Annotated in this window: 19 protein-coding genes; 3 read left to right on the plus strand and 16 right to left on the minus strand. The window is 67.4% G+C overall.

Features of this window, described 5'->3' with window-relative positions; translation table 11 throughout:
• Positions 1-463 precede the first annotated feature (463 nt).
• A complete protein-coding gene (locus QTI45_RS17830) occupies positions 464-928 on the minus strand; it encodes a hypothetical protein (protein WP_286370514.1) in 465 nt (154 codons plus the stop codon).
• Between the two features lie 158 nt (positions 929-1,086).
• Between QTI45_RS17830 and QTI45_RS17835 the strand changes: the two genes are divergently transcribed.
• The gene (locus QTI45_RS17835; RefSeq protein ID WP_353621315.1) at positions 1,087-2,016 is read left to right on the plus strand and encodes a DUF6502 family protein; all 930 of its coding nucleotides are present in this window, start codon (positions 1,087-1,089) and stop codon (positions 2,014-2,016) included.
• Between the two features lie 98 nt (positions 2,017-2,114).
• The gene (locus QTI45_RS17840; protein WP_286655382.1) at positions 2,115-3,359 is read left to right on the plus strand and encodes a DUF5666 domain-containing protein; all 1,245 of its coding nucleotides are present in this window, start codon (positions 2,115-2,117) and stop codon (positions 3,357-3,359) included.
• A gap of 8 nt (positions 3,360-3,367) precedes the next feature.
• Here the strand turns inward: QTI45_RS17840 and QTI45_RS17845 are convergent, their stop codons facing one another.
• From QTI45_RS17845 to QTI45_RS17880, 8 genes are all read right to left on the minus strand, one after another.
• Positions 3,368-4,828, minus strand: a complete 1,461-nt coding sequence (locus tag QTI45_RS17845; RefSeq protein ID WP_286655383.1) for a sodium:solute symporter family protein — start codon at positions 4,826-4,828, stop codon at positions 3,368-3,370.
• Between the two features lie 36 nt (positions 4,829-4,864).
• The gene (locus QTI45_RS17850; RefSeq protein WP_286370518.1) at positions 4,865-5,056 is read right to left on the minus strand and encodes a DUF3311 domain-containing protein; all 192 of its coding nucleotides are present in this window, start codon (positions 5,054-5,056) and stop codon (positions 4,865-4,867) included.
• A gap of 82 nt (positions 5,057-5,138) precedes the next feature.
• Entirely contained in the window at positions 5,139-8,144 is a 3,006-nt protein-coding gene (locus tag QTI45_RS17855) for an ATP-binding protein (protein ID WP_286655384.1), read from the minus strand.
• A gap of 99 nt (positions 8,145-8,243) precedes the next feature.
• Positions 8,244-9,515, minus strand: coding sequence for an epoxide hydrolase family protein (locus QTI45_RS17860; protein WP_444813289.1), 1,272 nt, complete (start codon positions 9,513-9,515; stop codon positions 8,244-8,246).
• A gap of 129 nt (positions 9,516-9,644) precedes the next feature.
• Positions 9,645-10,613, minus strand: a complete 969-nt coding sequence (locus tag QTI45_RS17865) for a quinone oxidoreductase family protein (protein WP_286655386.1) — start codon at positions 10,611-10,613, stop codon at positions 9,645-9,647.
• Complete coding sequence (locus QTI45_RS17870; protein ID WP_286655387.1) at positions 10,610-12,073, minus strand: aldehyde dehydrogenase family protein; 1,464 nt, start codon at positions 12,071-12,073, stop codon at positions 10,610-10,612. Before QTI45_RS17870 ends, QTI45_RS17865 begins: the two co-directional genes overlap by 4 nt.
• Positions 12,074-12,125: 52 nt before the next feature.
• Complete coding sequence (locus QTI45_RS17875; RefSeq protein ID WP_286655388.1) at positions 12,126-13,142, minus strand: alpha/beta fold hydrolase; 1,017 nt, start codon at positions 13,140-13,142, stop codon at positions 12,126-12,128.
• A gap of 416 nt (positions 13,143-13,558) precedes the next feature.
• Positions 13,559-14,377, minus strand: a complete 819-nt coding sequence (locus QTI45_RS17880) for an alpha/beta fold hydrolase (protein WP_286655389.1) — start codon at positions 14,375-14,377, stop codon at positions 13,559-13,561.
• Positions 14,378-14,767: 390 nt separating this feature from the next.
• On the opposite strand from QTI45_RS17880, the gene QTI45_RS17885 reads away from it, so the two are divergent.
• Positions 14,768-15,361 carry a cytochrome P460 family protein gene (locus tag QTI45_RS17885; protein ID WP_286655390.1) on the plus strand — a complete coding sequence of 198 codons (594 nt, stop codon included), beginning with the start codon at positions 14,768-14,770 and terminating at the stop codon, positions 15,359-15,361.
• 72 nt (positions 15,362-15,433) lie between these two features.
• On the opposite strand, the gene QTI45_RS17890 is transcribed toward QTI45_RS17885, so the two are convergent.
• From QTI45_RS17890 to QTI45_RS17920, 7 genes are all read right to left on the minus strand, one after another.
• Complete coding sequence (locus QTI45_RS17890) at positions 15,434-16,891, minus strand: catalase (protein ID WP_286655391.1); 1,458 nt, start codon at positions 16,889-16,891, stop codon at positions 15,434-15,436.
• A gap of 105 nt (positions 16,892-16,996) precedes the next feature.
• The gene (locus QTI45_RS17895; RefSeq protein ID WP_444813149.1) at positions 16,997-17,416 is read right to left on the minus strand and encodes a response regulator transcription factor; all 420 of its coding nucleotides are present in this window, start codon (positions 17,414-17,416) and stop codon (positions 16,997-16,999) included.
• Between the two features lie 107 nt (positions 17,417-17,523).
• Positions 17,524-18,537 carry a sensor histidine kinase gene (locus QTI45_RS17900; RefSeq protein ID WP_286370528.1) on the minus strand — a complete coding sequence of 338 codons (1,014 nt, stop codon included), beginning with the start codon at positions 18,535-18,537 and terminating at the stop codon, positions 17,524-17,526.
• 152 nt (positions 18,538-18,689) lie between these two features.
• Entirely contained in the window at positions 18,690-19,355 is a 666-nt protein-coding gene (locus tag QTI45_RS17905) for a response regulator transcription factor (protein ID WP_286655392.1), read from the minus strand.
• Between the two features lie 23 nt (positions 19,356-19,378).
• Complete coding sequence (locus QTI45_RS17910; protein ID WP_444813290.1) at positions 19,379-24,487, minus strand: trifunctional serine/threonine-protein kinase/ATP-binding protein/sensor histidine kinase; 5,109 nt, start codon at positions 24,485-24,487, stop codon at positions 19,379-19,381.
• 340 nt (positions 24,488-24,827) lie between these two features.
• Positions 24,828-25,568, minus strand: coding sequence for an SDR family NAD(P)-dependent oxidoreductase (locus tag QTI45_RS17915; RefSeq protein ID WP_286655394.1), 741 nt, complete (start codon positions 25,566-25,568; stop codon positions 24,828-24,830).
• Between the two features lie 72 nt (positions 25,569-25,640).
• On the minus strand, positions 25,641-26,222 hold the full coding sequence (locus QTI45_RS17920; protein WP_286655395.1) for a TetR/AcrR family transcriptional regulator: 582 nt from the start codon (positions 26,220-26,222) through the stop codon (positions 25,641-25,643).
• Between the last annotated feature and the right edge of the window lie 36 nt (positions 26,223-26,258).

Genomic DNA, 26,258 nt, shown 5'->3' on the forward strand with positions numbered 1-26,258 from the left:
CTCCACCGGCTTCGACACGATCGCTGCGGCGACGTACGAAGGCGGCGGGCTCCGGTCGAGCGTGCGGTTCCAGTACCAGAAGACGAAGGCGCCGATCAGCAGGACGACGCTGACCAGCAGAAGCACGACCGGCGCGTCGAGGCCGCCGGGCAGCGCGACCCGGCTGCCGGGCGTCTCGCGCTTCTCGATGCGCTTGGCCACCGCCTGCGGTGCGACGAGCAAGCTGCCCGCCGTGGTTGTCGCCGCACGCGCCGGCAGGGGGACAGGGAGCGCCGAGGGCCGGATGGTCGTCGGGCCACTCTGCGCCCATGCCTCGGAGAAGGGCCCCGCGAAGGCATGCGCTGCGGTGCGGATGCCCGTGAACTTGCCAGCGCAACCGCGACAGTATCTGGCGCGATCCCGGTTGGCTGTGTGGCAGGACTCGCAGAATTTCGTCATGTCGATGACCGCGAGGCCGGGAGGCTCAGCGAATGGGGATGGACGCGGTGATCACGATCAGCACGTTGATCACCACGGAGAAAGCCGCGAAGTCCATCACCGAGGCCCGCTCCGACAGGCCCAGCGATTGCCAGAGAAGCACGCTCGCGCGCGATTCCTTCGGGCGATCGACCGCGGCATAGAACGCAGGCAGCTTGCGAGCGCAGCATTTGCAATGGCGCGCCGAGCCGATGTTGATGGTGTTGCAGGCGTCGCAGATCTCGGCCGATGGGCTGCCCATCTGGAGCCTCGCGAAATCGACCAGGTTGCCGAACGCTTCGGGAGACGCAGTGTCCAGGCCTTCGCCAGCCGGAATCGCCGAAGCGCTTGCCGCCGTCCTGTCAGCGGGTTTGCTGTGCGCGAGAGCCGGTCTGTGCGGCCGGACGCGGCGCAACATGCCGCGGGGTGAGTGACTCCATGAATGGACGGAAAACCACAAGACGCTGGCCATATCACTCTCCAGGACACATGAAAAGATGTATGTGAAAAGTTCACATGAATGTTAATCTCGTCTCGCAGGCGCTGGGGATATGTAAGACAGAAGCTGGAAAGCTTGTCCACTTCGTAACGAGTCGTTAAATCTGGTGTCGCCCCGGGTCAGAATCAAAGATGGCCACGAAACACACGGGTTCGAAAAGCAGCAGGCATGGTCGAAAAAGGCGCGGGCCTGCGCAGCCCATGGGCCACACGCGGGCCGGCCAGATCGCGTGGGTGCTCGGCGCCTTTGCCCGCGCCCTGCGTCCCCTGGTCAGGCTCGCGCTGGCCTTCGGCGTCAAGCACGCGCACCTGGAAGAACTGCTGCGCGATCTGCTGCTCGACGAGGCCCGGCGCGCGTGGCTAGAGAAGGGCACCGAACCCAACATCAGCCAGTTGTCGGTGACCACCGGTCTGAACCGCAAGGCCGTGACCAGCCGTGTGCGTGACACTGCCGTGTCCCTGCCGCAAAGCGAGATGTCGGCCGAGGCCAGAACCCTGACGTTATGGTTGCAGATGTTCGCCGACGACCCGGCCCAGCGCTTGCTGCCGATCGTGTCCGACGACGAGTCGGTGCCTTCCTTCGAGGCCGTCGCCCGGCGCGCGAGTCGCGGCAACGTGCACCACCGCGCCATCCTGGATGAACTGGTGCGTCTCAGGATGGTGATCGAGCGCGATGGCAAGGCGGAACTCGCCGTGGAGGGCTTCGTGCCGGCGGACGACCTGAAGGGAATGCTTTCCTTCCTCGGCGACAACGGGCGCGACCATCTGCTGGCGGGCGTCTCGAACATTCTCGGCAACAGGCCGGCACTGCTGGAGCGGTCGGTGTTTGCGTCCGGCATTTCTCTCGCGGAATGCGAGCGCATTCATCAGCTTGCCCGCGAACGCTGGAACGGCCTCCACCATGAAATGACACGCGAGATGAGACTCGCCTTCGAGGCCGCGGGCGAGCAGAAGACGGCTCGCATGCGGGTCGGGATCTACACCTACTACGAGGATGGCCTGGGCGAGAACACTGCCTTGCCCGCCGCACCCTCCGAGTCCCCAGGGAGAAAAAGCTCATGACCATCCGGCTTCGCAGCGGCTTTCTGTTGCTTCTGACGGCTCTCCTGCTTTCCTGCGGAGGCGGCGGTGGAGGCGGCGGAGGAGGGGGGGCGGCGCTCGTGGGGCCCGCAGCGCTGGGCGCGGCCGGTACGGGCCCGGCTGCTGCGGCCAACCCCGGGGATGCCGGCGGCACGGCGGCAGGCAACGGCCTCGGCGGCATAGCGGCCGATGACGGCAGTGCCACCACGGCATCGAGCGGCGATGACGGCTCCGGCGTGGGCTCTGGTGGCACCGGTGTCAGCACCGCCGATGCGACCGGCGTCGGCGCGGTCGACGGCGCTGGCAGCATCATCGTCAACGGCTTGCGCTACGACACGCGGACCGCCGTCGGGCAGGTCGAGGATGCGCCCGCCGGCCTCCAGTTGGGCATGAGCGTGAAGGTGATCGGCCCGGTCAACGCGGACTACACCCAAGGCATCGCCCGCCGCGTCGAATCGGCGGCGGACATCCGCGGCCCGGTGACCTCGCTCGAACCGGCACAAGGCAGGTTCGTGATCCTGGGCACGACGGTGACCACCGACGAAGCCACCGTGTGGGCGGACGCAGCCGGTCTGGCCGCGATTCCGGCGGGGCGCACGCTGCAGGTGTGGGGGCTTCCGGCCGCACCCGGGGTCTTGCGCGCCACGCGCGTCGAGCAGCGCGATCCGTCCGCTGCGGCCATTCTCACGGGCACGGTCCAGAACCTCGACACCATCCGCCGCAGCTTCTCGCTCGGCGGCCTCGTGGTGGACTACGGCGCCGCCGTTCTGAGCGGAAGCCCGGATGGCCGACCGCTCGCGAACGGCACCCTCGTGCGCGTTCGCGGGACTGCGGCGGCTCCGGGCGGTCTCGTGGCGACGCTCGTGCAGTGGTGGTACCCGCTGCCGACGGCCGATGGCGTCCAGGCCCAGTTCTCCGGCATCGTCACGGACTTCGCCAGTCCGGGTTCGCTGCGCGTGCTCGGCTTCCCGGTCGATGCGAGTGCCGCGCAAGTCAACGGCGGCCCGCCGGGCGCCCTCGGCAACGGCGTCAAGGTCGAGGTGGGCGGCGTGCTTGCCGGTGGCGTGCTCCGGGCGACCAAGCTCAAGATCCGTCATGTGCCGGGCACTGGCGGCCCGGCATCCTTCGACCTGATCGGCGCTGTCGGTGCCTTCAGATCGCCTGCCGATTTCCGCGTCAAGGGGCAACCCGTGGATGCCAGCGGTGCCGATGTCCAGTTCGTCAACGGCACGGCGGCGAAGCTGGGCAACGGCGTGCGCGTGAGCATCCACGGGACGCGGGTGCTCAACGGCGTGCTGATGGCGGCCAGCGTCAGGTTCGAGTGAGCAAGATGTCAGTTTCCTCGAGTGCGCGGCCGGCCCCGTGCGAGCAGACTCACAGTGAACATCGTCAGGACGTTCAACGCCAGGCCGACGATGCCGAGGTTGACGTCGTGGACCCATTCCGGCGCAGCGGGAAGCAGCCGCCGCATGGTGAGACCGGACACCACGCTGCCGGCGACGAAGGTCACGCCGACGAAGATGCCCGCGAATGCGCCATGGCGGTTGACCCGATGGTCTCGCGCCAGCGCGGCCAGCAAGGCCGGTGCCAGTTGCGTCACGAAGCCGAAGCCCATGAGCAGCAGGGAGACGATGCTGGTGCCGCCAGCCAAGGTCCAAGCGACGGCGGCCAGCATCAGCAAGACGGTCGCGCCACGCGAAACCATGGACAGGTGTGCATCGCTGCTGGCTGGCCGCCAGGGACGGTAGAGGTCGCGCGCGACCAGGGTGGATGCGGACACCAGCATGATGGAGCCCGGAACGATGGCCGTGAGCATGCCGGCGGCGCCGATCACGCCGACGATCCAGGGGTCGAAGGTCTGAATCGCGAGCGTCAGCAAGGCCAGGTCGATCTGGTCTCCGGTCAGCGCAGGAACCTGCAGCACGGCGGCGAGCCCGGCGAACATCGAAAACAGCATCACGAGCGCGTAGAGCGGCATCACCATCGCATTGCGACGGAAGCTGCGCTCGTTACCAGCTGTGAATGTCGCGGTGAAGGCATGGGGCCACAGGTACATGCCCAGCGCCGACAGCGCGACAGTCGACACGAACCAGGCGCCGCTCTTGCCGGTGGCGGGGAGCGCCAGGAAGCCCGGCCGGTGCTGCTCGATGTGCCTGAACATCGCTTCCAGCCCGCCGTCGTAGCGATACGGCAGGTAGAGCCCCAGGAACACGCAGACCGCCAGGATCAGGACGTCCTTCAGAACGGCCGTGCTGGCGGAGCCGTGCATGCCCGACAGGATCACGTAGGCCGTCATGGCCAGAGCGCCGATCCAGATCGCCGCCGACGACGTGAGGCTGCCGTACGACGTGAGTTCCACGATGATGCCCAGCCCCTTGAACTGAAGGACCAGGTAGGGCAGCAGCGCGAGCAGCGCGACCGCGCAGACCAGCAACCCCAGCAACGGGCTGTCGTAGGCCTTCGCGAAGAACTCTGGCTGTGTGAGCACGCCGTGCTGCCGGGCGAAGCGCCAGATGGCCGGAAGCAGCCAGTAGGACAGCACGAACGCCAGGCAGGAATAGGCCATGACGTAGAACGCAGGGCCGCCGTGGCCATAGGCGAAGCCGCTGGCACCCAGAAAGGTGAAGGTGGTGTAGAGCTCGCCGGCCATCAGCACGAACACCAGCCGGCCGGAGAAGGCACGCCCGCCGACGCTCCATTGCTCAAGGCTCATGCGCACCCCTTGCCGGGCATGCAGTCCAAGAAGCAGGACGCCGACCAGGGTCGACGAAATGATGGCTAGCGCGGGATTCATGCAGGTCGCAGCGAAGAGGAAGGCGTTGGCGCAGCGCTACGGCGCGCGATTGGCGGGGTCGAGCCGGAAGACCAGCCACATCACCGCGGCCGTCGCGATCACGCAGCCGATGGTCCATGCGACGAAGAGCGGGAGTCCGAGCACGAAGGGCTGCACCCGGGCGGCGAACAGCGAGCCGCAAAGAAACAGCAGGAACGGAATGACGGCGAGCCAGTGATGCAGCTTCATCGCAGGTCCGGCACGTGACCGCCTTGGCCGTGCGCGACGTGGCGGGACAAGGGCATTGCAGAGGTCGAGCGGTCAGACACGGCTAGCCGATCGGTGCGGCCGACGCTGCCATTTCGTCGATGTGCGCCAGGACCCCACCCGCTTCCTGGAGGTCCGCGGTGTCGAAGCCTTCCGCGTAGTGGGCGAGTACCCCCCGCAGCAACGCTTGTCCCTGCGGGGCGCGACGCGTTTCGCTCCACTGCCGTGCCAAGTCCATCGCCGTCCTCAGTTCCCACCCCCGAGCGCCTTGGCGGCGGCTCCAATCAAGGGATTGCACCAGGCATTCCTCCGCCTCTTCGATGCGGCGCTCGGGCGCACTGCGCAGTGCGCGTGCCTTGACCCGAAGTAGTTCGGGAAGGTGGCACAGATCGCCGTTCGCGTGCACCGACGCCAGGGTGTCGTCGATCAACCCGAGCGCTTCGGCCGTCCTGCCGACCATGGTCAGACCTTCGGCCAGCGTGAGACGGAAGGAGGTGGTGAGCAACTCATAGCGAGATTCGTGGAGATCGCCCAGGCAGCGCTCGAGCGCCTGCACGCCGTGCTCCGTGTCGCCGCGCCTGAGCGCCAGTTCGCCCTTGATGCCGCGGCCGACGGCCAGATAGGGCGTCAGCGAATGAGATTCCGCGTAGGCGATGAAGCTGTCGATGTCCCGCTCGGCCCTGTCGAGGTCGCCGACCCAGAGGTAGACCGAAACGGCCCAGATCAGTGCGATGCACAGGGTCACCGGATGGTCCAGCTGGCGGGCGTCGTCCACGGCGCGTTGAGCGACGATGACGGCCTGCGCCGGGTACCCCTGCAGCCAGAGCGTTCGAGCCAGCGCGATGCTGGCGCGGTTGGCATGGTCGAAGCCGGAATAGATCGTGCTGGCCTGTGTGGATTGCACCGCGCCGGCGATCGCTGCTTCCAACAGAAGGCGTGCCTTGGCCTGGTCTCCGGTCAGATGGCTGCAGAGGCCGACCAGGGAATTCGCGGTCGCACGCGCCGTCGGGTCGTCGATGGTTTCGGCCACCGCGGCGCTTCGGTGGGCGTAGTCCAGCGAGACCACGAAGTCGCCGATGCGCTCGTGGAATATCTGCAACCGGGCAAGGAGCTGGACCTGGCTGGCGGCGTCGCCCAATTCCTGGGCAACCGCCAGACTTCGTTCGAGGGCATGGCGCACCTCCTCGCTGTTGCCGCGCGTGAACATCTGCGACAGGCCCAGCGCGGCCTGCAGGGTCATTTCCGAGCGGCTCGCGACGGTACGCTCGGTCAGCTCCCCCAGCGCACGCGCCGACCAGCGGTGGCATTCCGCCAGCAGCGACATCGCCATGAAGGCCGGCACCGCTGCCGCTGCCAGCGCGACCCCGAGCTCGGTCGCACCTTGGGGGCCGAAGCACCATTCCAGCGCCGCCCTGACATTGCCCAGGTCGGCCGTGTCCGAGGCGCGGCCGGCGTCGCGCGAAAAGGCAGCGTCCTTCTCGGCCCCCTGTTCGAGCCGGTGGCAAAAGTACGACGCGTGCCGAAGCGCCGCCGCTTCGGTCGTCTCAGGGCCGGCTTTCGAGAGTGCATAGACGCGCGTGCTCTCCAGCAGCCGGTACAGCGTACGCGCGCCTGACCGATGCACGGCAAGCAGCGATTTCTCCGCGAGGCTCGCGATCGCGGCGAGCACCTGCTCCTCGCTCAGAGCTGGCGCGACCACGACCCGGCGCGCGGCCTCGAGCGAGAAGTTGCCGACAAACACCGGAAGCTGGCACAGCACCTGTCGCTCTGCGCCGTCGAGCAGCTCGAAGCTCCAGTCCAGCGTGGCCTGCAGGGTCTGATGGCGCGGCCGCGCGGTGCGCTGCCCCGGCCACGACAGCGTGAGGCGATCGTTCAGCAGGGTGGCGGTCTGGTGCAGGCCGTAGCTCACCACGCGCCGCGCCGCGAGCTCGATCGACAGCGGCACGCCGTCAAGCTTGCGGCAGATGCCGGCGACGACCTGCGCATCGGCGTCGTCGAGACCCAGCATCGCCCCGCTGGCACCTGCCCGTGCCACGAACAGCCACGCCGCCGGATAGGTCAGGACGCCAGCCGCCGTGAGCCCGGGCTCGTCCGGGGGGCTCGCCAGCGGTTCCAGCCTGTGGACATGTTCGTCTTGCGTGCGCAGCGGTTCCCGGCTCGTCGCCAGGATGTGGACATGAGGTGTCGCCGCGAAGATCCGCTCGGCGAGCAGCGCCGCCGCATCGATCACATGCTCGCAGTTGTCAAGAACCAGCAGCATGCGCTTGTCGCGTAGGTACGCGAGCAGACTGGGCACCGGGTCGCTCGAACGGACGGACAGCCGCAGCGTCGAGGCGATCGCAGTCGGCACCAGGGACGCATCGCTCAACGCCGCGAGGTCGATGAAATAGACGGCGTTGCCGAACATCGCAAGCAGGTCGTGGCCCGTTCGAACGGCAACCGTTGTCTTGCCCACGCCGCCCGAGCCGACGATGGTGACAAACCTGCTGGTGGCGAGCCGGGCCCGGATTTCGGACAGATCCGTTTCCCGCCCCACCAACTGCAGCGGCTGTCCGGGAAGGACGGGCTCGGCAGGGTTGGCGGTGTCGACGCCGCCTTGCCTCGAAATGGCAGCGACGAAACAGTAGCCGCGGCCGACGATGCTGACGATGTAGCGGGCGCCGTCCTTGCCGTCGTCGAGCGCCTGCCGCAGCATCGTGATCTGGAAGCGGAGGCTGCCGTCCGAGACGACGACCCCGGGCCAGGCCAACCGCATGAGTTCGTGCTTGCTGACCACCTCGTTGGCGCGGGCAACCAACACGATCAAGACATCCATGGCGCGCCCTCCGAGTTCCACCGGAACGCCGTCGCGCGTCAGCAGCCGCTCGTTCTCCCTGAGGGTGAACGGTCCAAACGTCACCGTGGCGCCTGTTCTCGCTGCGAATTCGTTCATCGATGAAAACTCTGAGGCGCCGGGGTGCAGGAAAAGCGGATCAAGCCGCTCGACGGATGTCTTCCCGAGCCGATGCAACAAGGCAATGGCCGCGTCCCGGCGCAGGGGCGAAGTCGACCACTCGGCGGCTTCGCCCATTGAAAAATGACGCGAAGTTTAGCTTGCGGGCCGGCGGCCCGACGCCGCCGGCCGGAGGCTCAGGTGCCGGCGATCGGGCGAGCGCGGGAGCGAACGAGCCTAGTTGCGCAAAGGGCCGAAGGCGGACCTCATCTCCTGCGCGAACAGCTGCGGTTGTTCCCAGGCGGCGAAGTGACCGCCTCGATCCACCTCCTTGAAGTAGTAGAGCGTCGGGTAGGCGCGCTGCGCCCACGACTTCGGTGCCCTATAGATTTCGCCCGGAAAGACCGTGATGGCAACCGGGACCGAGATCTCGGTCGTTCGCTGGGCGGCGGAGCTGAAGTTGTTGTTGTTGTTCTCCCAGTAAAACCTCGACGAGGAACTGGCCGTGTTCGTGAGCCAGTAGAGCGAGATGTCATCGAGAATGCGTTCCCTGCCGAGCACGGCCTCGGCATTCCCCGACGGATAGGTCCACTCGGTGATCTTCTCGTACATGAAGGCAGCGAGGCCGGCCGGAGAATCATTGAGGCCGTACCCGATGGTTTGCGGTCGAGTGACCATCATGGCGCCATACGCGGCGTTGCGAGCGAAGAACTTGCTCAGCGTTTGATACGCGGTTCGTTCGGCTTCCGGCAGTCCCGCCGGGGGCTCGTCGCCGCCATGGATACCCTTGACGAGTTCGGGTGGTACGGTGGCCGGCATGTTCAGATGGATGCCGAGCAGGCCCTGGGGCTTCTGCCGGGCCAGGGCGTCGGAGATCACGGAGCCATGGTCGCCACCTTGAGCCACGTACCGCGTGTAGCCAAGGCGGTGCATCAACACGTCCCAAGCCCGAGCCACGCGGTCTGGCCCCCAACCCAGGTCCGCAGGCCGGCTGGAAAAACCATGACCCGGGATGGCAGGTATCACCACGTCGAAGGCATCTTCGGGTCGGCCGCCGAACGCGGTTGGATCGGTGAGAGGTCCGATGGCGTCGATGAACTCCAGAGGCGAGCCTGGCCAACCGTGCGTCAGGATGAGTGGCAGCGCATTCGGGTGACGAGACCGGACGTGAATGAACTGCACCTCCACGCCGTCGATCCTTGTGACGAACTGGGGCAGAGCGTTGAGTTTCGTCTCGACCTTGGGCCAGTCGTAGTCGGTCTCCCAGTGCTTCACCAACTCTTGAAGCCTTGCCAGTTGAACGCCCTGGGACGAATCGTCGACGGTCTCCTTGTCCGGCCAGCGCGTCGCCTGAAGGCGGGCCCTCAAGTCCTTCAAGGCCTGGTCCGAAATGTGGGCCTTGAACGGACGGATCGCCTCGGACGGCGACGCCGACTGGCGCTGGCTTCGATCGGCCGTCGAATCGCCGGCGTCGCCTGGGCCCGCGAACGAGTGACCGGACGCCATCATGAGGCTGGCCGCGCAGAGGGTGGCGGCGAGTCGGACGCCCGGTCGTTGCGGCCGGGCGGAATTGCGCTTGTACACGGGAATGATCTCCATGGATGAGTGAGCGGGTTGCGGCCTTCGGGCCAGGCGGTCTCAGGGCACCAGCAAGAGCTTGCCGGTGGTCGCGCGGCTCGCCATGTCGGAGTGGGCCTTGGCCGCCTCGGCCAGCGGATACACCCCTCCGAGGTGGACGTTCAGCTTGCCTTCGGCCAGCCAGCCGAACAGCCGGGCCGCGTGGGCGCGCAACAGTTGCGGCGTATGGATGTGATCGAAGAAAGTGGCATAGCCCAGCTTGATGCTCCTGGGCAGGCTCATGATGTCGATCGGGCCCGGGCCGCCCAGCACCGGGCCGTACCAGCAAAAGGTCCCCGAGCGGCGCAGGACGTCCATCGAACCCTGAAACGTGCTGGGGCCGGAGCCGTCGAACACCACGTGCACGCCCTCGCCGCCGGACAGCGCCAGCGCCTGCTCGACGAAGTTGCCGTCGGTGTCGACGATCACACGGTCCGCGCCGGCCGCTTTGGCCACGGCCACCTTGGCTGGCGACGACACGCGGCCGATCACTCGGCCGCCGCGCAGCTTGATGATCTGGGTCAGCAGCAGCCCGAGGCCGCCGGCCGCCGCGTGGACGAAGGCGATGTCGCCCGGCTGGACGGGATGGAAATCGGTCGCGAAATGGCTGGCGGTCAGGCCCTGCATCATCACCGACGCGGCGGTGTTGTCGTCGATGGCGTCGGGAATGGGCACCAGCGAAGCGGCCGCCACGGCGATCTTCTGCGCATAGCTGCCGGGAGCGTAGACCCAGGCCACCCGCTGGCCGATGGCGAAGCCCGCTACACCTTCGCCCACCGCCAGCACGCGGCCTGCGCCCTCGACGCCGAGGATCTTCGGGTTGGGTATTTCGTTCCACGCCATGCCCTGCCGCACGCCGATGTCCATGAAGTTGACGCCGGCGGCGGCGATCTGCACCAGCACCATCCCGCGCTCGGGTACGGGGTCCGGCTGATCCAGATACGCCAGCACGCCGACGTCGCCGGTCTGCTTCATCACGACTGCTTTCATTTTTCGTTCCTTGACTGTTTGGGGATCGCTGGGGCCAGGCCGTTCGCCATGGCGATGGTCTTGGGCTCCAGGAAGGCTTCCATCCCGAAGACGCCGAACTCCCTGCCGATGCCCGATTGCCTGACACCCCCGAAAGGTGCGATCAGCTCCGGCGTGATGCGATTGACCAGCACCGTGCCGGCGCGCAGCCTGGAGGCCACGCGGCGTGCGCGCTGCGGCTGCGACGAGAAGACGTAGGCCTGCAAGCCGTAGATGGAGTCGTTCGCGATTTCGACCGCTTCATCTTCGTCGTCGTAGCCGATCACCGAGAGCACCGGCCCGAAGATCTCCTCGCGTGCGATGTCCATGTCGTTGCGCACACCGGCGAACACGGTGGGGCGGACGAACCAGCCCTTGCCGAGTCCATCCGGGCGGCCCTCGCCGCCGACCACCAGCGTTGCGCCCTGCGCCAGGCCGCGGCGGATGAACTGCTGCACGCGCTCGAACTGCGCCTGGCTCGCGAGCGGCCCGACCGCCGTGGCGGCGTCGCGCGGATCGCCCACCCGCAGGGCGGCGACGGCATGCCGCAGGCTTTCGATGGCCTCGGTCATGCGCACGTTCGGGACCAGCAGGCGCGTGCCGGCCACGCAGGCCTGGCCGTTGTTCATGAAGGCGGCGTTCAGCGCCATCGGCAACGCGATGGCCAGGTCGGCGTCGTCCAGAATCACGGTGGCCGACTTGCCCGACAGCGCGAGGCTCACCCGCTTCAGGGTGTCCAGGCCGGCATGCGCGATGCGCTTGCCGGTCTGCGTCGAGCCGGTGAAAGAGATCTTCGCGATGCCCGGGTGGGTGGCGATCTCGTCGCCCACATCGCCGCCGCGCCCGAGCAGCACATTGACGACGCCGGCCGGCAAGCCGGCGTCATGCAGTGCCTCGGTCACGACCTGCGCCTGCAGCGGGCCCAGCTCGCTCGGCTTGACGACCGAGGCGCAGCCCGCGGCGATGGCCGAAGCCAACTTGCTGCACATGCTGCCGGCCGCGCTGTTCCATGGCGCGATGAGGCCGGCGACCCCGATCGGCTCCATGACGACGGCGGCCTCGCCCAGGCGGCGTTCAAAGGCATAGTCACCCAGCATCTGCGCCGTCGTGGCGAAACACTGCGAGGCGTAGTTGCTGACCCATTGCGAACGGGCCAGCGGGCCGCCGTACTCCTCGATCGTGGCATCGCGGATCTGGTCGCTGCGGGCCAGCACGGCGGCCTCGAGGCGCCTGAGCATCTCGATGCGCTGGGCCTTGGTGCTGTTCGCCAGCCCCGGCTGGGCCCGGTTCGCCGCGGCGATGGCCTGTCGGGCATCGTCGCGGTTGGCCAGCACCACCGTCCCGATGGCCTGCTCGGTCGCGGGGTTGACGATCTCCAGCCGTTCGCTGCCCTGGACAGGCACGAAGGCGCCGTCGATGTAGGCTTGATCGAGGTTCCACATGATTCGCTCTCCTGGTGCGATGGAGGTGCTTGTTCGCCGACCGGACGACGCCTTACCCGCGTGCAAGGTCGAGCACGGCCCTTGCAAAGGCCTCGGGGGCTTCCTGCGGCAGGTTGTGGCCGATGCCACCGCTCACCAGCCGATGCTCGTAGCGCCCCGAGAACTTCTTCGCGTAGGTGCTGGGCTCCGGATGCGGCGCGCCGTTGGCATCGCCTTCGAGGGTGATGGTCGGCACGCCGATCACGGGCGCCTTGGCCAGCCGGTCCTCGAGCGGCTGGTACTTCGCCTCGCCGTCGGCCAGACCGAGGCGCCAGCGGTAGTTGTGGATCGAGATGGCCACGTGGTCGGGGTTCTCGAGTGCCGTTGCGCTGCGGTCGAAGGTCGCCGCATCGAAGTTCCACTTCGGCGATGCCAGTTGCCAGATGAGCTTGGCGAAGTCGTGACGGTTCTTCTCGTAGCCCGCGCGGCCGCGCTCGGTCGCGAAGTAGTACTGGTACCACCACTGCAGTTCGGCCTGCGGTGGCAGTGGCACCTTGCCGGCCGCCTGGCTGCCGATCAGGTAGCCGCTGACCGAGACCAGCGCTTCGACCCGCTCCGGCCAGAGCGCGGCCATGATGCAGGCCGTGCGTGCGCCCCAGTCGCAACCGGCCACCGTGGCGCTGCGGATATTGAGCGCATCCATCAGCGCGATGATGTCCACGGCGACCACCGATTGCTGCCCGTTGCGTGGCGTGTCGGCCGACAGGAAACGCGTGGTTCCGTAGCCGCGCAGATGCGGCACGATGACGCGCAAGCCCGCCGCCGCCAGGGCCGGCGCCACGTCGACGAACATGTGGATGTCGTAGGGCCATCCGTGCAGCAGGATCACCGGTGCGCCGTTGGCCGGGCCCGCTTCGTAGTAGCCGATGTTCAGTGTGCCGGCATTGATGCTCTTGAGCGGTTCGAGGCGCTGGAGTGCGCGAGCAGGCTGGGCGAAAGCAGGCGTCACGGCAGCGAGTTGTGTAGCAGCAGCGCCAAGCGCTGTCGCGGCGAGGAAGGACCGGCGGGGCAGTTGGAACGACAGTGTCATGTGAAAACTCCTGAGGAAGAACGCGTTGAATGGGTGGATGCAATGCTGCCTGTGGCATCACCAAGCCGTCGGCACTGCGTATCGCTCTGTATCTACTGCTGGTTTCTCGACAGTAAATTTCGATGACCGTCGATTCGTCGACGCGAGCGAAGTGTCAGCTCGACGATCTCGGTATCGGCTGATTCGGCAAAGGGATCGATGGAGTTGGCGTCGGCGTAGGGTGGCTTCGCCCAGGCGGTGGCCGGAGCGGAAGCCGTGCGGCCGGACTGAGGGCAATAGCGGAAGCCGAGGCGGCCAGGATGGGCCGCAGGCTCGGCGAGGAGATTTCCACGAGATCGAAATTCATGGCCGAAGCTTGGTTGGCAATGGCGATGGAAAGCGCTTCGGGGTTGGCCGTGTCGTGCGTAGCAGTCCGTCTATCGGCTTGCGGCTTCGACGATGAGCCTGGCGACCACATCGGGCTTCGACGTCATCACGACGTGCGAAGCGCCTTTGACGACCACCGTCTTCATGGACTTGGCGCGCTCGGCCATGAAAGCCTGTGCCGCCGGCGGGATGTTCTTGTCGCCGTCGCCGTAGACGAACCAGGAGGGGACCGTCTTCCATGCCGGTGCTCCGGCCGGCTCGCCGAGCGCCGCCTCGGCGATGGGGCGCTGCGTCGCGGCCATCAGGCGCGCAGCGGCGGCCGGCACGTCGGCGGCGAACTGGTCGCGGAACCTGTTCCTCAGGATGTACAGGTCCTTGCCGCCATCGGCGAGTGCGACTGGCGGTGCCAGCGCGGGCCCGAGCGTGCTGCCGGGGAACTTGCCGGCGAGGTCGGCGGCCGACTCGCCGGCGTCGGGTGCGAACGCGGCCACGAAGACCAGCGCCTTCACGTTGCTCTTGCCCGCGGCGGCCGTGGAGATCACCGAGCCGCCGTACGAGTGGCCCACCAGCACCACCGGTCCCTGGACTGAATCAACGATGCTCGCGATGGAGGCCGCATCGGATTTGACGCCGCGCAATGGATCTGCCGCAGCGATGACCGGGTAGTGCTGTGCCTCCAGCTGGCGGATCACGCCGTCCCAGCTCGATGACTCCGCGAAGGCACCATGCACGAGCACGACGGTGGGCTTGGCGTGCTGCGCGGCGCTGGGGGTCTGTGCCGAAGCGGTGAGCGTGACGAAGACGCCCGCCAGTGCCATCAGGCCTCCGGTGGCGACAGTGCGAGCGAGGCGGCGGCTAAGTTGTTTCATTCGATTTTCCTGTCGTTGAAGTAGAGAACAAAGAGAAGTGATCGCCCTTCGGAACGCAAGAAGCGCGCGGCGTGGGCAAAGCACGGACGCGGTTATAGGATGCGCCGCCGCGCGTACGCTGATCTCTGTATGGCACTGTGTCCGTCGAACTTGCCGACAAGAAGAATTACGCGAACGCACCACGGCGATTGCCCCCGCACCGCGTTCGGCTCGGGAACGGCTATCGCGTGGTCGACTCAGCGGCGCTCGTCGGTGAAACGTAGTGTGGCCTTCTGCAGTGGAGATACACGGGCATACGAAGGCTGGTCCGCAAGAGGCAAGGTCGCCAAACAATCGACGCGCTCTGGGGATTCACTCCAGCCGACTTCTCAACACTCAAGGGCACATCTCATGAAACGACTCAACACGCAGCAGGCTTCCGCCCCGATCGCTAAAAGTCTCCACGAATCACCGTCTCCAGACCGGACGGCGTTGGCGGCGATCACGGGCCTTGGCGTCCTTGCGCTTGCGGTGGCGGCGGCCGTCTTCTCGGTGGCCTCCAGCGCCGCTGCGGACGCGAAGGCTTCGGCTGCCTCGCCCCTGTACGGCGTCACGATTCCCGAGGGCTACAGACAGTGGCAACTGATCGCACCGGCCATCGAGGCGGAGCCGTTGAACGAGCTTCGGGCGGTGCTCGGGAACGCCAAGGCCGTCGAGGCCTACGACCAGGGCAGCCTGCCGTTCCCGGATGGCACCGTCCTCGTCAAGCTGGCATGGAAGCAGGTGCAGTCATCGGAGTCGCCCCCCGCCACCGTTCCGGGCGCGGCCACGACCGTTCAAGTGATGGTGAAGGACGCGAAGAAATACGCCGCCACAGGTGGCTGGGGCTTCGGCCGGTTCGTGAACGGAAAGCCCGTCGACCTGGCACAGCACCAGACCTGTTTCGCCTGCCATCAGGCGCTGGTGAAGAACCACGACTACGTGTTCACGCGGCTGGCACGCTGACGAGCAAAGCGCCCCCGTCCCGAGCGCGGGCGCTTGCGTCGGCGCGGCGCCATCGGACGCCAAGGGTTTCGCCTAGAGACCGAGGGCCCGGGCCACGCCCGCCCCGTAGGCCGGATCGGCCTTGGCGCAGTTGTCGATGTGGCGGCGCTTGATGAACTCCGGCGCATCTCCCATGGCACGTGCCGTGTTGTCGAACAACACCTGTTGCTGTTCAAGCTTCATCAAGCGGAACAGGTCGCCGGGTTGCTTGAAGTAGTCGGCATCGTCCTCGCGGAAGTTCCAGAAGTCCGCATCGCCGCGCAGCCCGAGTGGTGGCTCGCGATGGTCGGACTGCTCCTGCCACTGGCCGAAGCTGTTGGGTTCGTAATGCAGCGTGCCGCCATAGTTGCCGTCCACGCGCATGGCGCCGTCGCGGTGGTTGCTGTGCACCGGGCAGCGCGCGGCGTTCACCGGGATCTGGTGATGGTTCACGCCCAAGCGATAGCGCTGCGCATCCGAATACGCGAACAGGCGCGCCTGCAGCACCTTGTCGGGCGACACGCCGATGCCGGGCACCAGGTTGTTGGGCGCGAACGCACTTTGCTCGACGTCGGCAAAGAAGTTCTCGGGGTTGCGGTCGAGTTCCATCACGCCCACCTCGATCAGCGGGTAGTCCTTCTTGGGCCAGACCTTGGTCAGGTCGAAGGGGTGGTAGGGAACCTTCTGCGCATCGGCTTCGGGCATCACCTGCACGTAGAGCGTCCACCTGGGGAAGTCTCCGCCCTCGATGGCGTCGTACAGATCGCGCTGGTGGCTCTCGCGATCACCGCCCACGAGTGTCGAGGCTTCGGCATCCGTGAGGTTCCTGATGCCCTGCTGCGTCCTGAAGTGGAACTTCACCCAGAAGCGCTCGTTCTGGGCGTTGATGAAGCTGTAGGTGTGCGAGCCGAAGCCGTGCATGTGGCGGTAGCTCGCCGGAATGCCGCGGTCGCTCATCACGATGGTGACCTGGTGCAGCGCCTCGGGCAGCAGCGTCCAGAAGTCCCAGTTGTGGGTGGCGCTGCGCATGTTGGTCCTGGGGTCGCGCTTCACGGCCTTGTTGAGGTCAGGGAACTTGCGAGGATCTCGCAGGAAGAACACGGGCGTGTTGTTGCCCACCAGATCCCAGTTGCCTTCTTCCGTGTAGAACTTGAGCGCGAAGCCGCGGATGTCGCGCTCGGCATCGGCCGCACCGCGCTCGCCGGCCACGGTGGTGAAGCGGGCGAACATCTCGGTCTTCTTGCCCACGGCGCTGAAGAGCTTGGCGCGTGTGAACCTGGTGATGTCGTGCGTGACGGTGAAGGTGCCGAAGGCTCCGGAGCCCTTGGCGTGCATGCGGCGTTCCGGAATGATCTCGCGGTTCAGGTTGGCCAGTTTCTCGATCAACCACACGTCCTGCATCAGCAGGGGGCCGCGGGGACCGGCGGTGAGGCTGTTCTGGTTGTCGACCACGGGGGCACCGAAGGCGGTGGTCAGTGCGATTTCTTTCGAAGCCTCGGGCGATCTGCTCATGGGGATGTTCCTCTTGTCGGTGTTGAAAGGACCGCCACTCTAGCGATCGGCCGTCGCAACTTCCATCGACTGTTCGTAGGGGCGAGGCATACGACAGCATGAATGTCAGTCTTGCGCCAGCGCCAGCTCGATCCAGGTCTTCAGTTCGCCGGCGTCGATCGGCTTTTCGATCAGGCACAGCGCCGTGCTGGCCGCCACGCGCTCACGCACGCGCGTCGACGCGAACGCGGTGATGAACAGTGTCCGAAGATGGATGCCCTGGCCTTGGAGCCGGTCCAGCAACTCGATCCCGTCCATCGCCGGCATCTGCACATCGCACACCAGGCAGCGCGTGCGCGCAGCCATGCCGGAGGCAAGGAAGGCCGAGGCCGATGCGAACTCGCGCGCTTCCCAGCCGAGCGAGCGCACGAGGCTGCTCGTCGCGGTGCGCACGAAAGAATCGTCGTCGACGATGGACACGAGTGCGATGCGATGGGGGGACAAGGGAGATTCCGGCTCTTTACCTGGGATAGCGGCTGGGACCATCCCATCATTGCCCGGTGTCCGAGAATACCGCCGCCAGCGGGCGGCGCCATCATATGGACGTATGGGCGCTCGACGTTTGCAAGTCCGAAGGCCCCGCTCCAGCGGCGTCATGCCATTGCGAGCGGCAGCGTCAGCCGCGCCTCGAAGCCTCCGCTGCGACGGTTCCGCAACAGGAGCTCGCCTTGCATGGACCGCGCCAGGCGCCGGGCGATCGCCAGGCCCAGGCCCGATCCGGGCTTGGGCTCCTGTCCCTGCTGTGCTCGCACCCAAGGGGAAAGGACGGCCTCCATCTGCGCCGGGCAGATGCCCGGTCCCGAGTCGACCACGGCCAGCACCAGGCTGCGGGTATCGACGCGGGCGCTGATCCGCACGTCGGTGCCATATCGCAGCGCGTTGTCGATCAGGTTGGCAAGCACGCGGCGCAGCGCGAGCGGGCACGCGGCCACCGGCCGGCCGATGTGCCCGTCCAGCGCTATCGCCCGGCCCGCGTCGCGATAGTCGCGCACCAGGTTGCCGATCAGGCCGTCGGCATCGACACGCTGCAGCGGCTCGGCGACGCTGCGCTGCATCCTCGCGCTCGCGACACTGGCCTCCACCAGTTCGCGCATCTCCGCGAGATCCCGCGCCATGGCTTCGCGTGCCGCGGGATCCTCCAGCATCTCGCAACGCAGCCCCATGCGGGTGAGCGGCGTGCGCAGGTCGTGCGCATAGGAGGCCTGAATATCCAGATGCTCTGCCTCGCGCTCCGCCTGGCGGCGGCGGACCGCGTTGATGGAGCGCGCGAGCTGCGCAATGGCCATCGGACCGCCTGCCGCGATGGCGGGCAGGCGGGCGTCCTTGCCCTCCCGATCCAGTTCACGGGCAATTCGCATCGCGCCTGCGCGATGGGCGTGGACGGTGAAGCCGAGGAGGGCGCCGAGCAGCGCAAGACCGACCAGCAGCGTCGGGGACAGCATGCCCCACAGGCTGGCATCGACCGTGGAGGCTGCGGATGGCAGCATCGCGGCATGCGTGGTCTGGCCGAGGGTGGCGATGGCGAGCGCGCGGCCCGCGATCATCGCGATTCGAGCCGCGGACGCGGCGGGGGCGGTGCCGGGGTGCTTCACGGGGCTGTTGGTCATCGTCGTTCTCCTGTTGCCGGCGCAATGGGCGGCATGGAGAGATGACATCACGCGCAGTGCCAAGCGCGCCATTGCACCCCCGTTCGCCTGACCCCTACGAAGGTTTGTCCTTGTCATCCGGGCGCGCAGCGGGCCAGGGCCGGGCGCGGCGCTCAGTGCGTGCCGTGAACCACGCCGAGCGCCTCCATCTTGCGCACCAGTTCGGCGACCGAGCGGGAGTTCATCTTGCGCATGGCCTGGCCGCGATGGATCTTGGCGGTGATTTCCGCGATCCCCATCTCGGCGGCGATCTGCTTGTTCATGAGGCCTCCGGCCACGTGCTGCATCACCTCGCGCTCGCGCGGCGTCAGGGCGTCCCAGCCGTTTCGAACCGCCAGCAACCTGCGCGCCTCCTCGAGGCGCTTGGCGTCGCTGTCCAGCGCGGCGGTGACCGCATCGATCATGTCCTGGTCGCGAAAGGGCTTGCTCAGGAAGTCCACGGCACCCGCTTTCATCGCCTTCACGGTCATCGCGATGTCGCCATGCCCGGTCATGAAGACGATGGGAATCGGCGGGCGCGCGAGCTGGAGCAGGCTTTGCTGCAGTGCGAGGCCGCTTTGGCCGCGCAAGCGCACGTCCAGCACGAGGCAGGACGGCCCGTCGGCGCGCGCGGCGGCGAGGAATTCCTCGGTCGAATCGAATGCGCGGACCTCCAGGCCGATGGAGCGCAACAGGCTCCCCAGTGCGCCGCGCACGAGCTCGTCGTCATCGACGATGTAGGCGACACGTGGATCGTGGGCGGGGCGAGGGCCGGTCGGGAAGGGAAGGGCGGGATGCATGGTTCGGTGGTTCGCGGAAGGGCTCAGACGTTCAAGGCCGCAACGGTCGCCGCAGCGCCCGGGTCCAGGCGCGGCAGAGAGAACACGGCGCGCGTGCCCGTCGTCTCGCGCGGCAGCAGCGCGAGCGTCCCGCCGTGTGCATCGAGGATCGACTTGCAGATCGCCAGCCCCATGCCCATGCCGTTGGCCTTGGTGGTGAACAGAGGCTGGAGCAGCGTGTCGGCGGTCTCGGCGCCAATGCCGCTCCCGACGTCGTCCACTGCGACCTGGGCGCGGCCTTGGTCGTCGGTCGCACACGCGAATCGCAGCAGACGCGGGCCGTGCTCGAGCGCCGCCATCGCCTCGGCGCCGTTCATCAGGAGATTGACCGCGACCTGCTGCAGCTGGACGCGGTCGCCGCGCACCTGCACCCGTGCGTCCAGGCCTTGAAGTTCAAGGGCGACACCCAGCGATTCGAGCGGACCGGCGACCAGCGTCGCCGCTTCGCGCAGCGCCTCGCCGAGGTCGAAAGAGGCGAACTGCGGCTCGGCGTTGCGCGCCTTGGATCTGAGGCTCTGGATGATGGTGCGCGCTCGCAGCGCACTCTTGCTGATGTGCGCCAGCATCTGGCGCGCTTCGTCGATGTCGGGCGTGCTGCGATCGAGCCAGCGCAGCGCGGCACTGGCGGAAGTGTCGACCGCTGCGATCGGCTGGCCGATCTCGTGGACGATGGAGGCGACGAGTTCGCCCATGGCCTTGAGGCGGCTGGCGCGCTCGAGTTCGGCGAGCGCGCCGCGCAACTGTTCCTCGGCGGCGGCACGCTGCCGATTCTGATCGAGCAGTTCGTCGTACAGGCGGGCATTCTCCAGGGCGAAGGCCGCCTGTGAGGCGATCACCTCAAGCAGCTCGGCCTTGGCGAGCGTGAACACCTGGGCCGCGAGATTGTTCTCGAGGTACAGCACGCCGACAAGGGTCGCGTGGCGCATCAACGGCACACACAACACCGAGCGCGGGCGCCGGACTCGAACGTAGTGGTCTTGTGCCAGGGAGGGTTCCTCGCGCGCGTCGCCCACCACCAGGCGCTGCTGGGTGCGTGCGACGGCCTGCACGATCGATACCGGAAGAATCTCGCTGCCGAACGCGGGCGCCTCCTGCGTCACCGGGATGGCCCCGTCGAGCACGCGTGCCTGCGCGCGCACCTGCCAGACGCCGTCACGCAGCAGCGCCAGCGTGCCGTGTTCGGCGCCGGCACTCTCGAGCGCGGTGCGCAACAGCGTTTCGACCAGGCGCGCGGGAACGATGTCGCTCGCGAGCGCGGTCGATATGCGCAGGACGGCCTGCGCGTCGAGCGCCTGCAGACGGCTCGCCGCCGGCGCCCACGCGTCCTGCTGGAAAACCGCTGGATGGGCCGCCTGCAGTTGCCGTACCTTGGCCGCGGCGCCCCAGCGCTGCCATGCGCCGCGGGCATGGCGCAGGTTGCCCTGTGCGGAGAGTTCGTCGCCGCGGCCGGTGTGGAACGCCGCCGCCAGTTCGGCGGCCAGCGCCTCGATCTGGGTGAAGCCGTGTCGGCGGGCATGTGCGACCGCGCGGACGTAGGCCTCGGCGGCTTGCAGCGGCTCGCCGCCGACCCGCGCGAGCTCGGCGCGCACGAGGTCGAAGCGGGCCGAGAAGTTGTCGGGGCAGGCACCGGCCCAGGCTGCGAGCTGCGCCACGTCGCGATGCAGCGCCGCCTGTTGGTCCGCGTCCCGCGCCGGCAGCGCGAGGAGCGCCAGCGCGCCGTAGAACGGCAGTTCGCCGCTTTCTGCAAACGTGCGCCCGGCCGATGCACAAGCCTGGGCCCTCCGGCGCGCCTCGAGGGCGTCCGGCAGGTCACCCGACAGCAGCGCGCCCTGCAGCCGGTACACCCAGTATTCGAAATCCACCAGCGTCGTCGACGCGCCTTCCTCGGGCACGCTGGGCAGCGCAGCGAGGTGCGAGTCGGTGCCGTCCTGCAGCCGGGCAAGAAGCACCTTCTGCGCCAGCAGCGCGTTGACGACGAACTGGAAGTTGGCGTCGCGCGCCAGGGTGAGGCCGCGCTCGACCGTGTCGCGCACGTTGCCGAGGAACTCGCCCGAGAACAGCAGGCCGCTGGCTTCGTTGGCGCCGCAATAGATCGCGAAGGTGTGGTCCGCGGCCTCCACCAGGACCTTGTAGGCACGGCGGATGAAGTCGCGCGCCGCGCGGATGGGCTGCGTCCAGGGCACGACCATGGTGCCGTAGGCCATGTAGACGCGGCCGCGGTAGAGGCCCAGGCCGCGCTCGTCGACCAGATGCAACGCCAGCGCGCCGAACTCGCGCGCGGTGCCATAGTCGCCGTAGCGCACGCCGAAGACCTGCGTCATGCACACATAGCCATTCGCCGATGCGTCCGTGTGCCCGTGCACGATCCCGAGGTTGGCCATGCGCAGCAGAATCAGATCGACCAGGTTCTGGTCGGTGTAGAGCGCTGGCGGAATGAGGTCGCAAAAAATGTTGGTGATCGCCAGGCGCAGCGGATCGACTGCCATCGGCAGGCGCCGCAGGGCAAGGATGCCGTGCCGGTCCAGCCAGGCCCGCAACTGGGCGTACTCACGGTCGACCGCCGCGTCGTCCGGCTGCATGGGGACGTAGATGCCGGCCTTGCGCAGAAAGCTCAGTCCGACGCCCAGCGCGAGGTCGAAGCGCCCGAGGGTGGTGTAGAGCGCCGCGCGCAGGCGCGCCAGGTCGGCGCCGAAGACGCCGTCGCCCGCCACCTGCTCCAGGGCCGACAGCCGCGCTTCGGCCGCCTCGAGGGCGCCGGTCAGGAATTCGGCTTCACCGCACGACGCGCGTGCGTTCAGGCCATCTTCGGTGGCGTCGTCCGCGCCGAGGAAGTCGAGCGCGGCGCGGAAGAAGCCGAGCGCCGAATGGTGGGCGGTGGCCGCCTTGGCTTGGCGGCCGGCTTCGAGGTTGAGCTTTGCGAAGTCGCGCCGTTCCTGAAGTGTGTCGACGGCCGAACGGGCGAGGTTGGCCTGGGCGGCGATCGCGAAGACATGGGCCGGCGCCGTGGGGTGCGCGCTCTGGCGGCGCGCGATCTGCAGATGCAGCGAAGCGCGATCTGCCGGCCCAACGGATGCATAGGTCGCTTCGCGGAACCGGTCGTGGCAGAACACCCAGTCGTCGTCCTCGCGGCAAAGGGTTCCGGCTTGGAATGCCGGCTCGAGCATTGCTTCGAGGCCGCGGATCGAACGGGCATCCGGCGCCAGTCCTGCGGCGACGGCCAGCGTCGCGCCCGACGCGCGATGGCCGAGGAAAGCCAGCAGTTGCAATGCGGTCTGCGTCGGGGCCGGCAGCTCCTCGAAGCGGCGCACCAGCAGGTCGACGACGTTGTCGACGCCCGGATGCGCAACGATGGCTTCGAGGCTCCAGCGCCATGCCGACGCCTCCGCGCTGTAGGCGAGAAGGCCGTCGTGGGCGAGCAGCCCGAGCAGGTGCTGCGTGAAGAACGGGTTGCGCTGGGTCTTGCGGCCGATAACGTTGGTGAGCGGCCCCAAATCGTCGGCGTCCTGCTGCAATGCCTGCGCGATCAGCTCGCGCAGCGCGCGCTCGTCGAGCGGTCCGAGTTCCAGCTTCACGGAGGCGGGCACCTCGGCGAGCCGGTCTGCACGCAAGGGATGGTCAGCATCCACTTCGTTGCTGCGGAACGTGCCGACCAACAGCAGCGGCGTGCCTGCATGCTGATGAAGCAGCCGTTCGAGCACCTCGAGCGTGCCGACGTCCGCCCATTGCAGGTCATCCAGCAGCAGCACCAGGGGCCGCGCGGCGGTCGCAAAGCAGGCCAGCAGGCGCGCCATGCCCTGGCGCACGCGCTCCCGTTCGAACACGGCGGACGCGTCCGGGGTCTCGGTCGCGGCGGGTTGCGCACCCAGAACGACCGGCAGGGCGGGCAGGAAGCTGGCCAAGGTGCGATCCACGGCCGTCGTTGCAGCGCGGATCCGGTCCTGCCAGGCCGCAAACTCTTCCTCGGGACAGCCGAGCACGAATTGCAGCAACTGTTCCAGCGCCTGCACCAAGATCGCATATGGCTTTTCGCGGGTGCCTGGGTCGCACTTGCCAGCGGCGACCAAGGGCGAGCCCGACTGCCGGATGCGCGCGAGGGCCTCGCGCAGCAGCAGGGATTTGCCGATACCCGACGGGCCCGCGACCCATGCGACGCGCGCTCGCGAATCGCTGGCGGTCTGGCGGTAGAGCGACACCAGCGTGTCGAGCTCGGCGTCGCGGCCCAGCACCTGGTCCGTGTAGCGCAGCCTGCGCAAGAGGGCCTGGGCGTCCAGCGCGAAGGTCGGGATGGATCCATGCTGGCGATACAGGGTCTCGCAGCGATGCAGGTCGGCGAGCACACTGGCGGCGCTGCCATACCGGTGCTCTCGCGTCTTCTCGAGCAGCTTCAAGATCAGCAGCGACAACTGCCGTGGGAGGCCCTCCACCAAATCGGAGGGTGGCGACGGCTTGTGCGTCGCATGCGCATGCACCCGCTGCGCAGGATCCGCACCCTGGAAAGGGGGCCTGCCGACCAGCAGCTCATGGAGGATGCAGCCCAGCGAATAGAGATCCGCGCGTGCATCGACCTGCACGTTCATGCGCCCGCCGAGTTCGGGCGCCATATAGTCGAAGCTGTTTTCTTCCCAGGCCAGATGCGCCTCCGGCTGCACATCGTTTCCTGTTGCAATGCGCCTTGCGAAACCGAAGCCTGTCAGGCAGGCGCGGCCATCGGGCGTGAGCAGGACACGATCCGGTGTCAGCGCGCGATGCATCACGCCTGCCGCATGCATGGCAGCGATGGCCGCGGTCAGCCGGATCGCAAGGGCGATGAATGCGTCCATGCTGCGGACCGGGCAATGAATGCGGCGCAGCAGATCCCCGGCTGGATCCTTCAGGACGAGCAGCGCGCCTTCACCATGCGCCACCAGAGCAAGTGGCAGCGTCGCCCAGTCTTCATCCAGCGCGTTGCGGAACGCATACTCGCGCTGCAGCGTGGCCTGAGCCGTCAATTCTGTCTGGCCGCGTCCCGCCACGAGCACGGACATCCGACCGTCGGCGATGGCGCGCTCGAGGCGCGGTGCGGCCGCGCCCAGGTCATGAAAATCGCGTGACATCAGGTCAGGGCCGCAGACCGTCGGGTCGGGATTAACCGGCACCCTGGAGCCGTTGCGCGGGACGAATTCCGGGTTCGCGTCGCGAATGCCCGCCTCGCGTCGCCGCGTGATTGCTTCTTGTTGCATGGAAAACAGGCCTCCGACGGGCGTTCGGGTGTGGATGCGCCTTGTCGAGATCCGAATGATTCTTTGCCGGATCCTCGGATCTCGAAGGCGTCTCTTTCGCTCCGCGCCCATTGGAGCCCAGATGTCGGCGTGCCGGCAGTGGGGAGCGTTGGCGTGTGTTAGCTGTTGTTAGACGCGCAGTTGTTGGCGGCCGCGAACGCCTCGACGGACCGGCTCAGAGCGTGAGCCCGCCATCGATGGTGATGCTGGAGCCCGTCACGTAGCGGGCTTCGTCGCGCGCCAGATACGAGATCAAACCCGCGATCTCCTGGGGCTGCGCCACGCGTTTGAGTGGGCTGCGTTCGGCGAGCATGTCGATGGCACCCGCATTCATGTCGGTGTTCGTGGGGCCCGGTTGAATGTTGTTCACCGTGATCCCGCGCGGCGCCAGGTCCAGGGCGACTCCCTTGACCAGACCGGCGACGGCTGTCTTCGTCAGTTGATAGACGCTGGCGCCAGGCATGCCGGTGCGCACCGCGACGTTGCTGCCGATGGTGATCACGCGAGCGCCGTCCTGGAGGTGCGGGCTTGCCGCCTGGATCGCGAGATAGACCGCGCGCACATTCACATTCAGCATCAGGTCGAGATCCTGCAGGCTGACCTCGTCGATCGCCCCCATGCGCAGCAGCCCGGCATTCACCACCAGCACACTGAGGGTTCCGAAACGATCCACGGCCTGGCTCACGGCTTGGCGAATCGCCTCGGGATGGGCGCTGTCCGCCTGTATGGCGAGCGCCTGACCGCCGGCGGCCTCCACGGCGGCAACAAGCAGATTGGCTTTGTCGGCGCGAGATACGTAGGTGAAGGCAACGCCGTAGCCGTCCGCTGCAAGCCGCTCGACCGCTGCCGCGCCGATGCCCCGAGAGCCGCCGAAAACAAGTGCGACTTTGGCGGGACGATGGTCCGAGTTGCGCATGAGAATTCCTTTCTTGACTAATCAGTCAATAACAGATCAAAAAAATGCCTGCATGTCTGCAGGCCCCATCGGCTATGCCTTCAACCGCGCCACCGCGAACGCCGCGAGCTGCTGGATGTCCGCGATGCTGGCGCCTGACCTCGCCGCGAGCTGGAGCCCCGTCATGGTCAGCAGCACGAAGCGAGCGGCCTCATCTGCATCGAAGCCCGGAGCGATCTCGCCGATCTTCTGGCCTTCTCGAATGCGGGTCGCAATTCGACTGCACATCCACACGCTGGCGCTCTCGTTGAGGCGCTGGAGTTCAGGGTCGGAGGTTCCGAACTCGCCGACTGAACCGACGCCAAGGCAACCGAGCGCCCGCACATCGTCATCCGTGGCGGCCAGGCCGCTCAGCAGATCCGAAATCCCCGACAACGGCGACGCTGGCGTCGTCAGCCGTCGCAGGTGGCCGCTGAGCGACCTCTCCCGATACGACTGGAGCACTTGCAGATACAGCTGCCGCTTGTCGCCGAATGCGTTGTAGAGGCTCTGCCGTCCGATGCCCATCTCCTTCACCAGGCTGTCCGTCGAAGTGGCTGCAAAGCCCTTCGCCCAGAACAACTGCGTGGCCCGTTCCAGGGCCGCGTCCCGATCGAATTCGCGAGGTCTCACCATGGTCAGGAATCTACGTGTTATTGACTGATCTGTCAA

It is taken from the genome of Variovorax saccharolyticus (assembly GCF_030316765.1).
Lineage (GTDB): Bacteria > Pseudomonadota > Gammaproteobacteria > Burkholderiales > Burkholderiaceae_C > Variovorax > Variovorax saccharolyticus.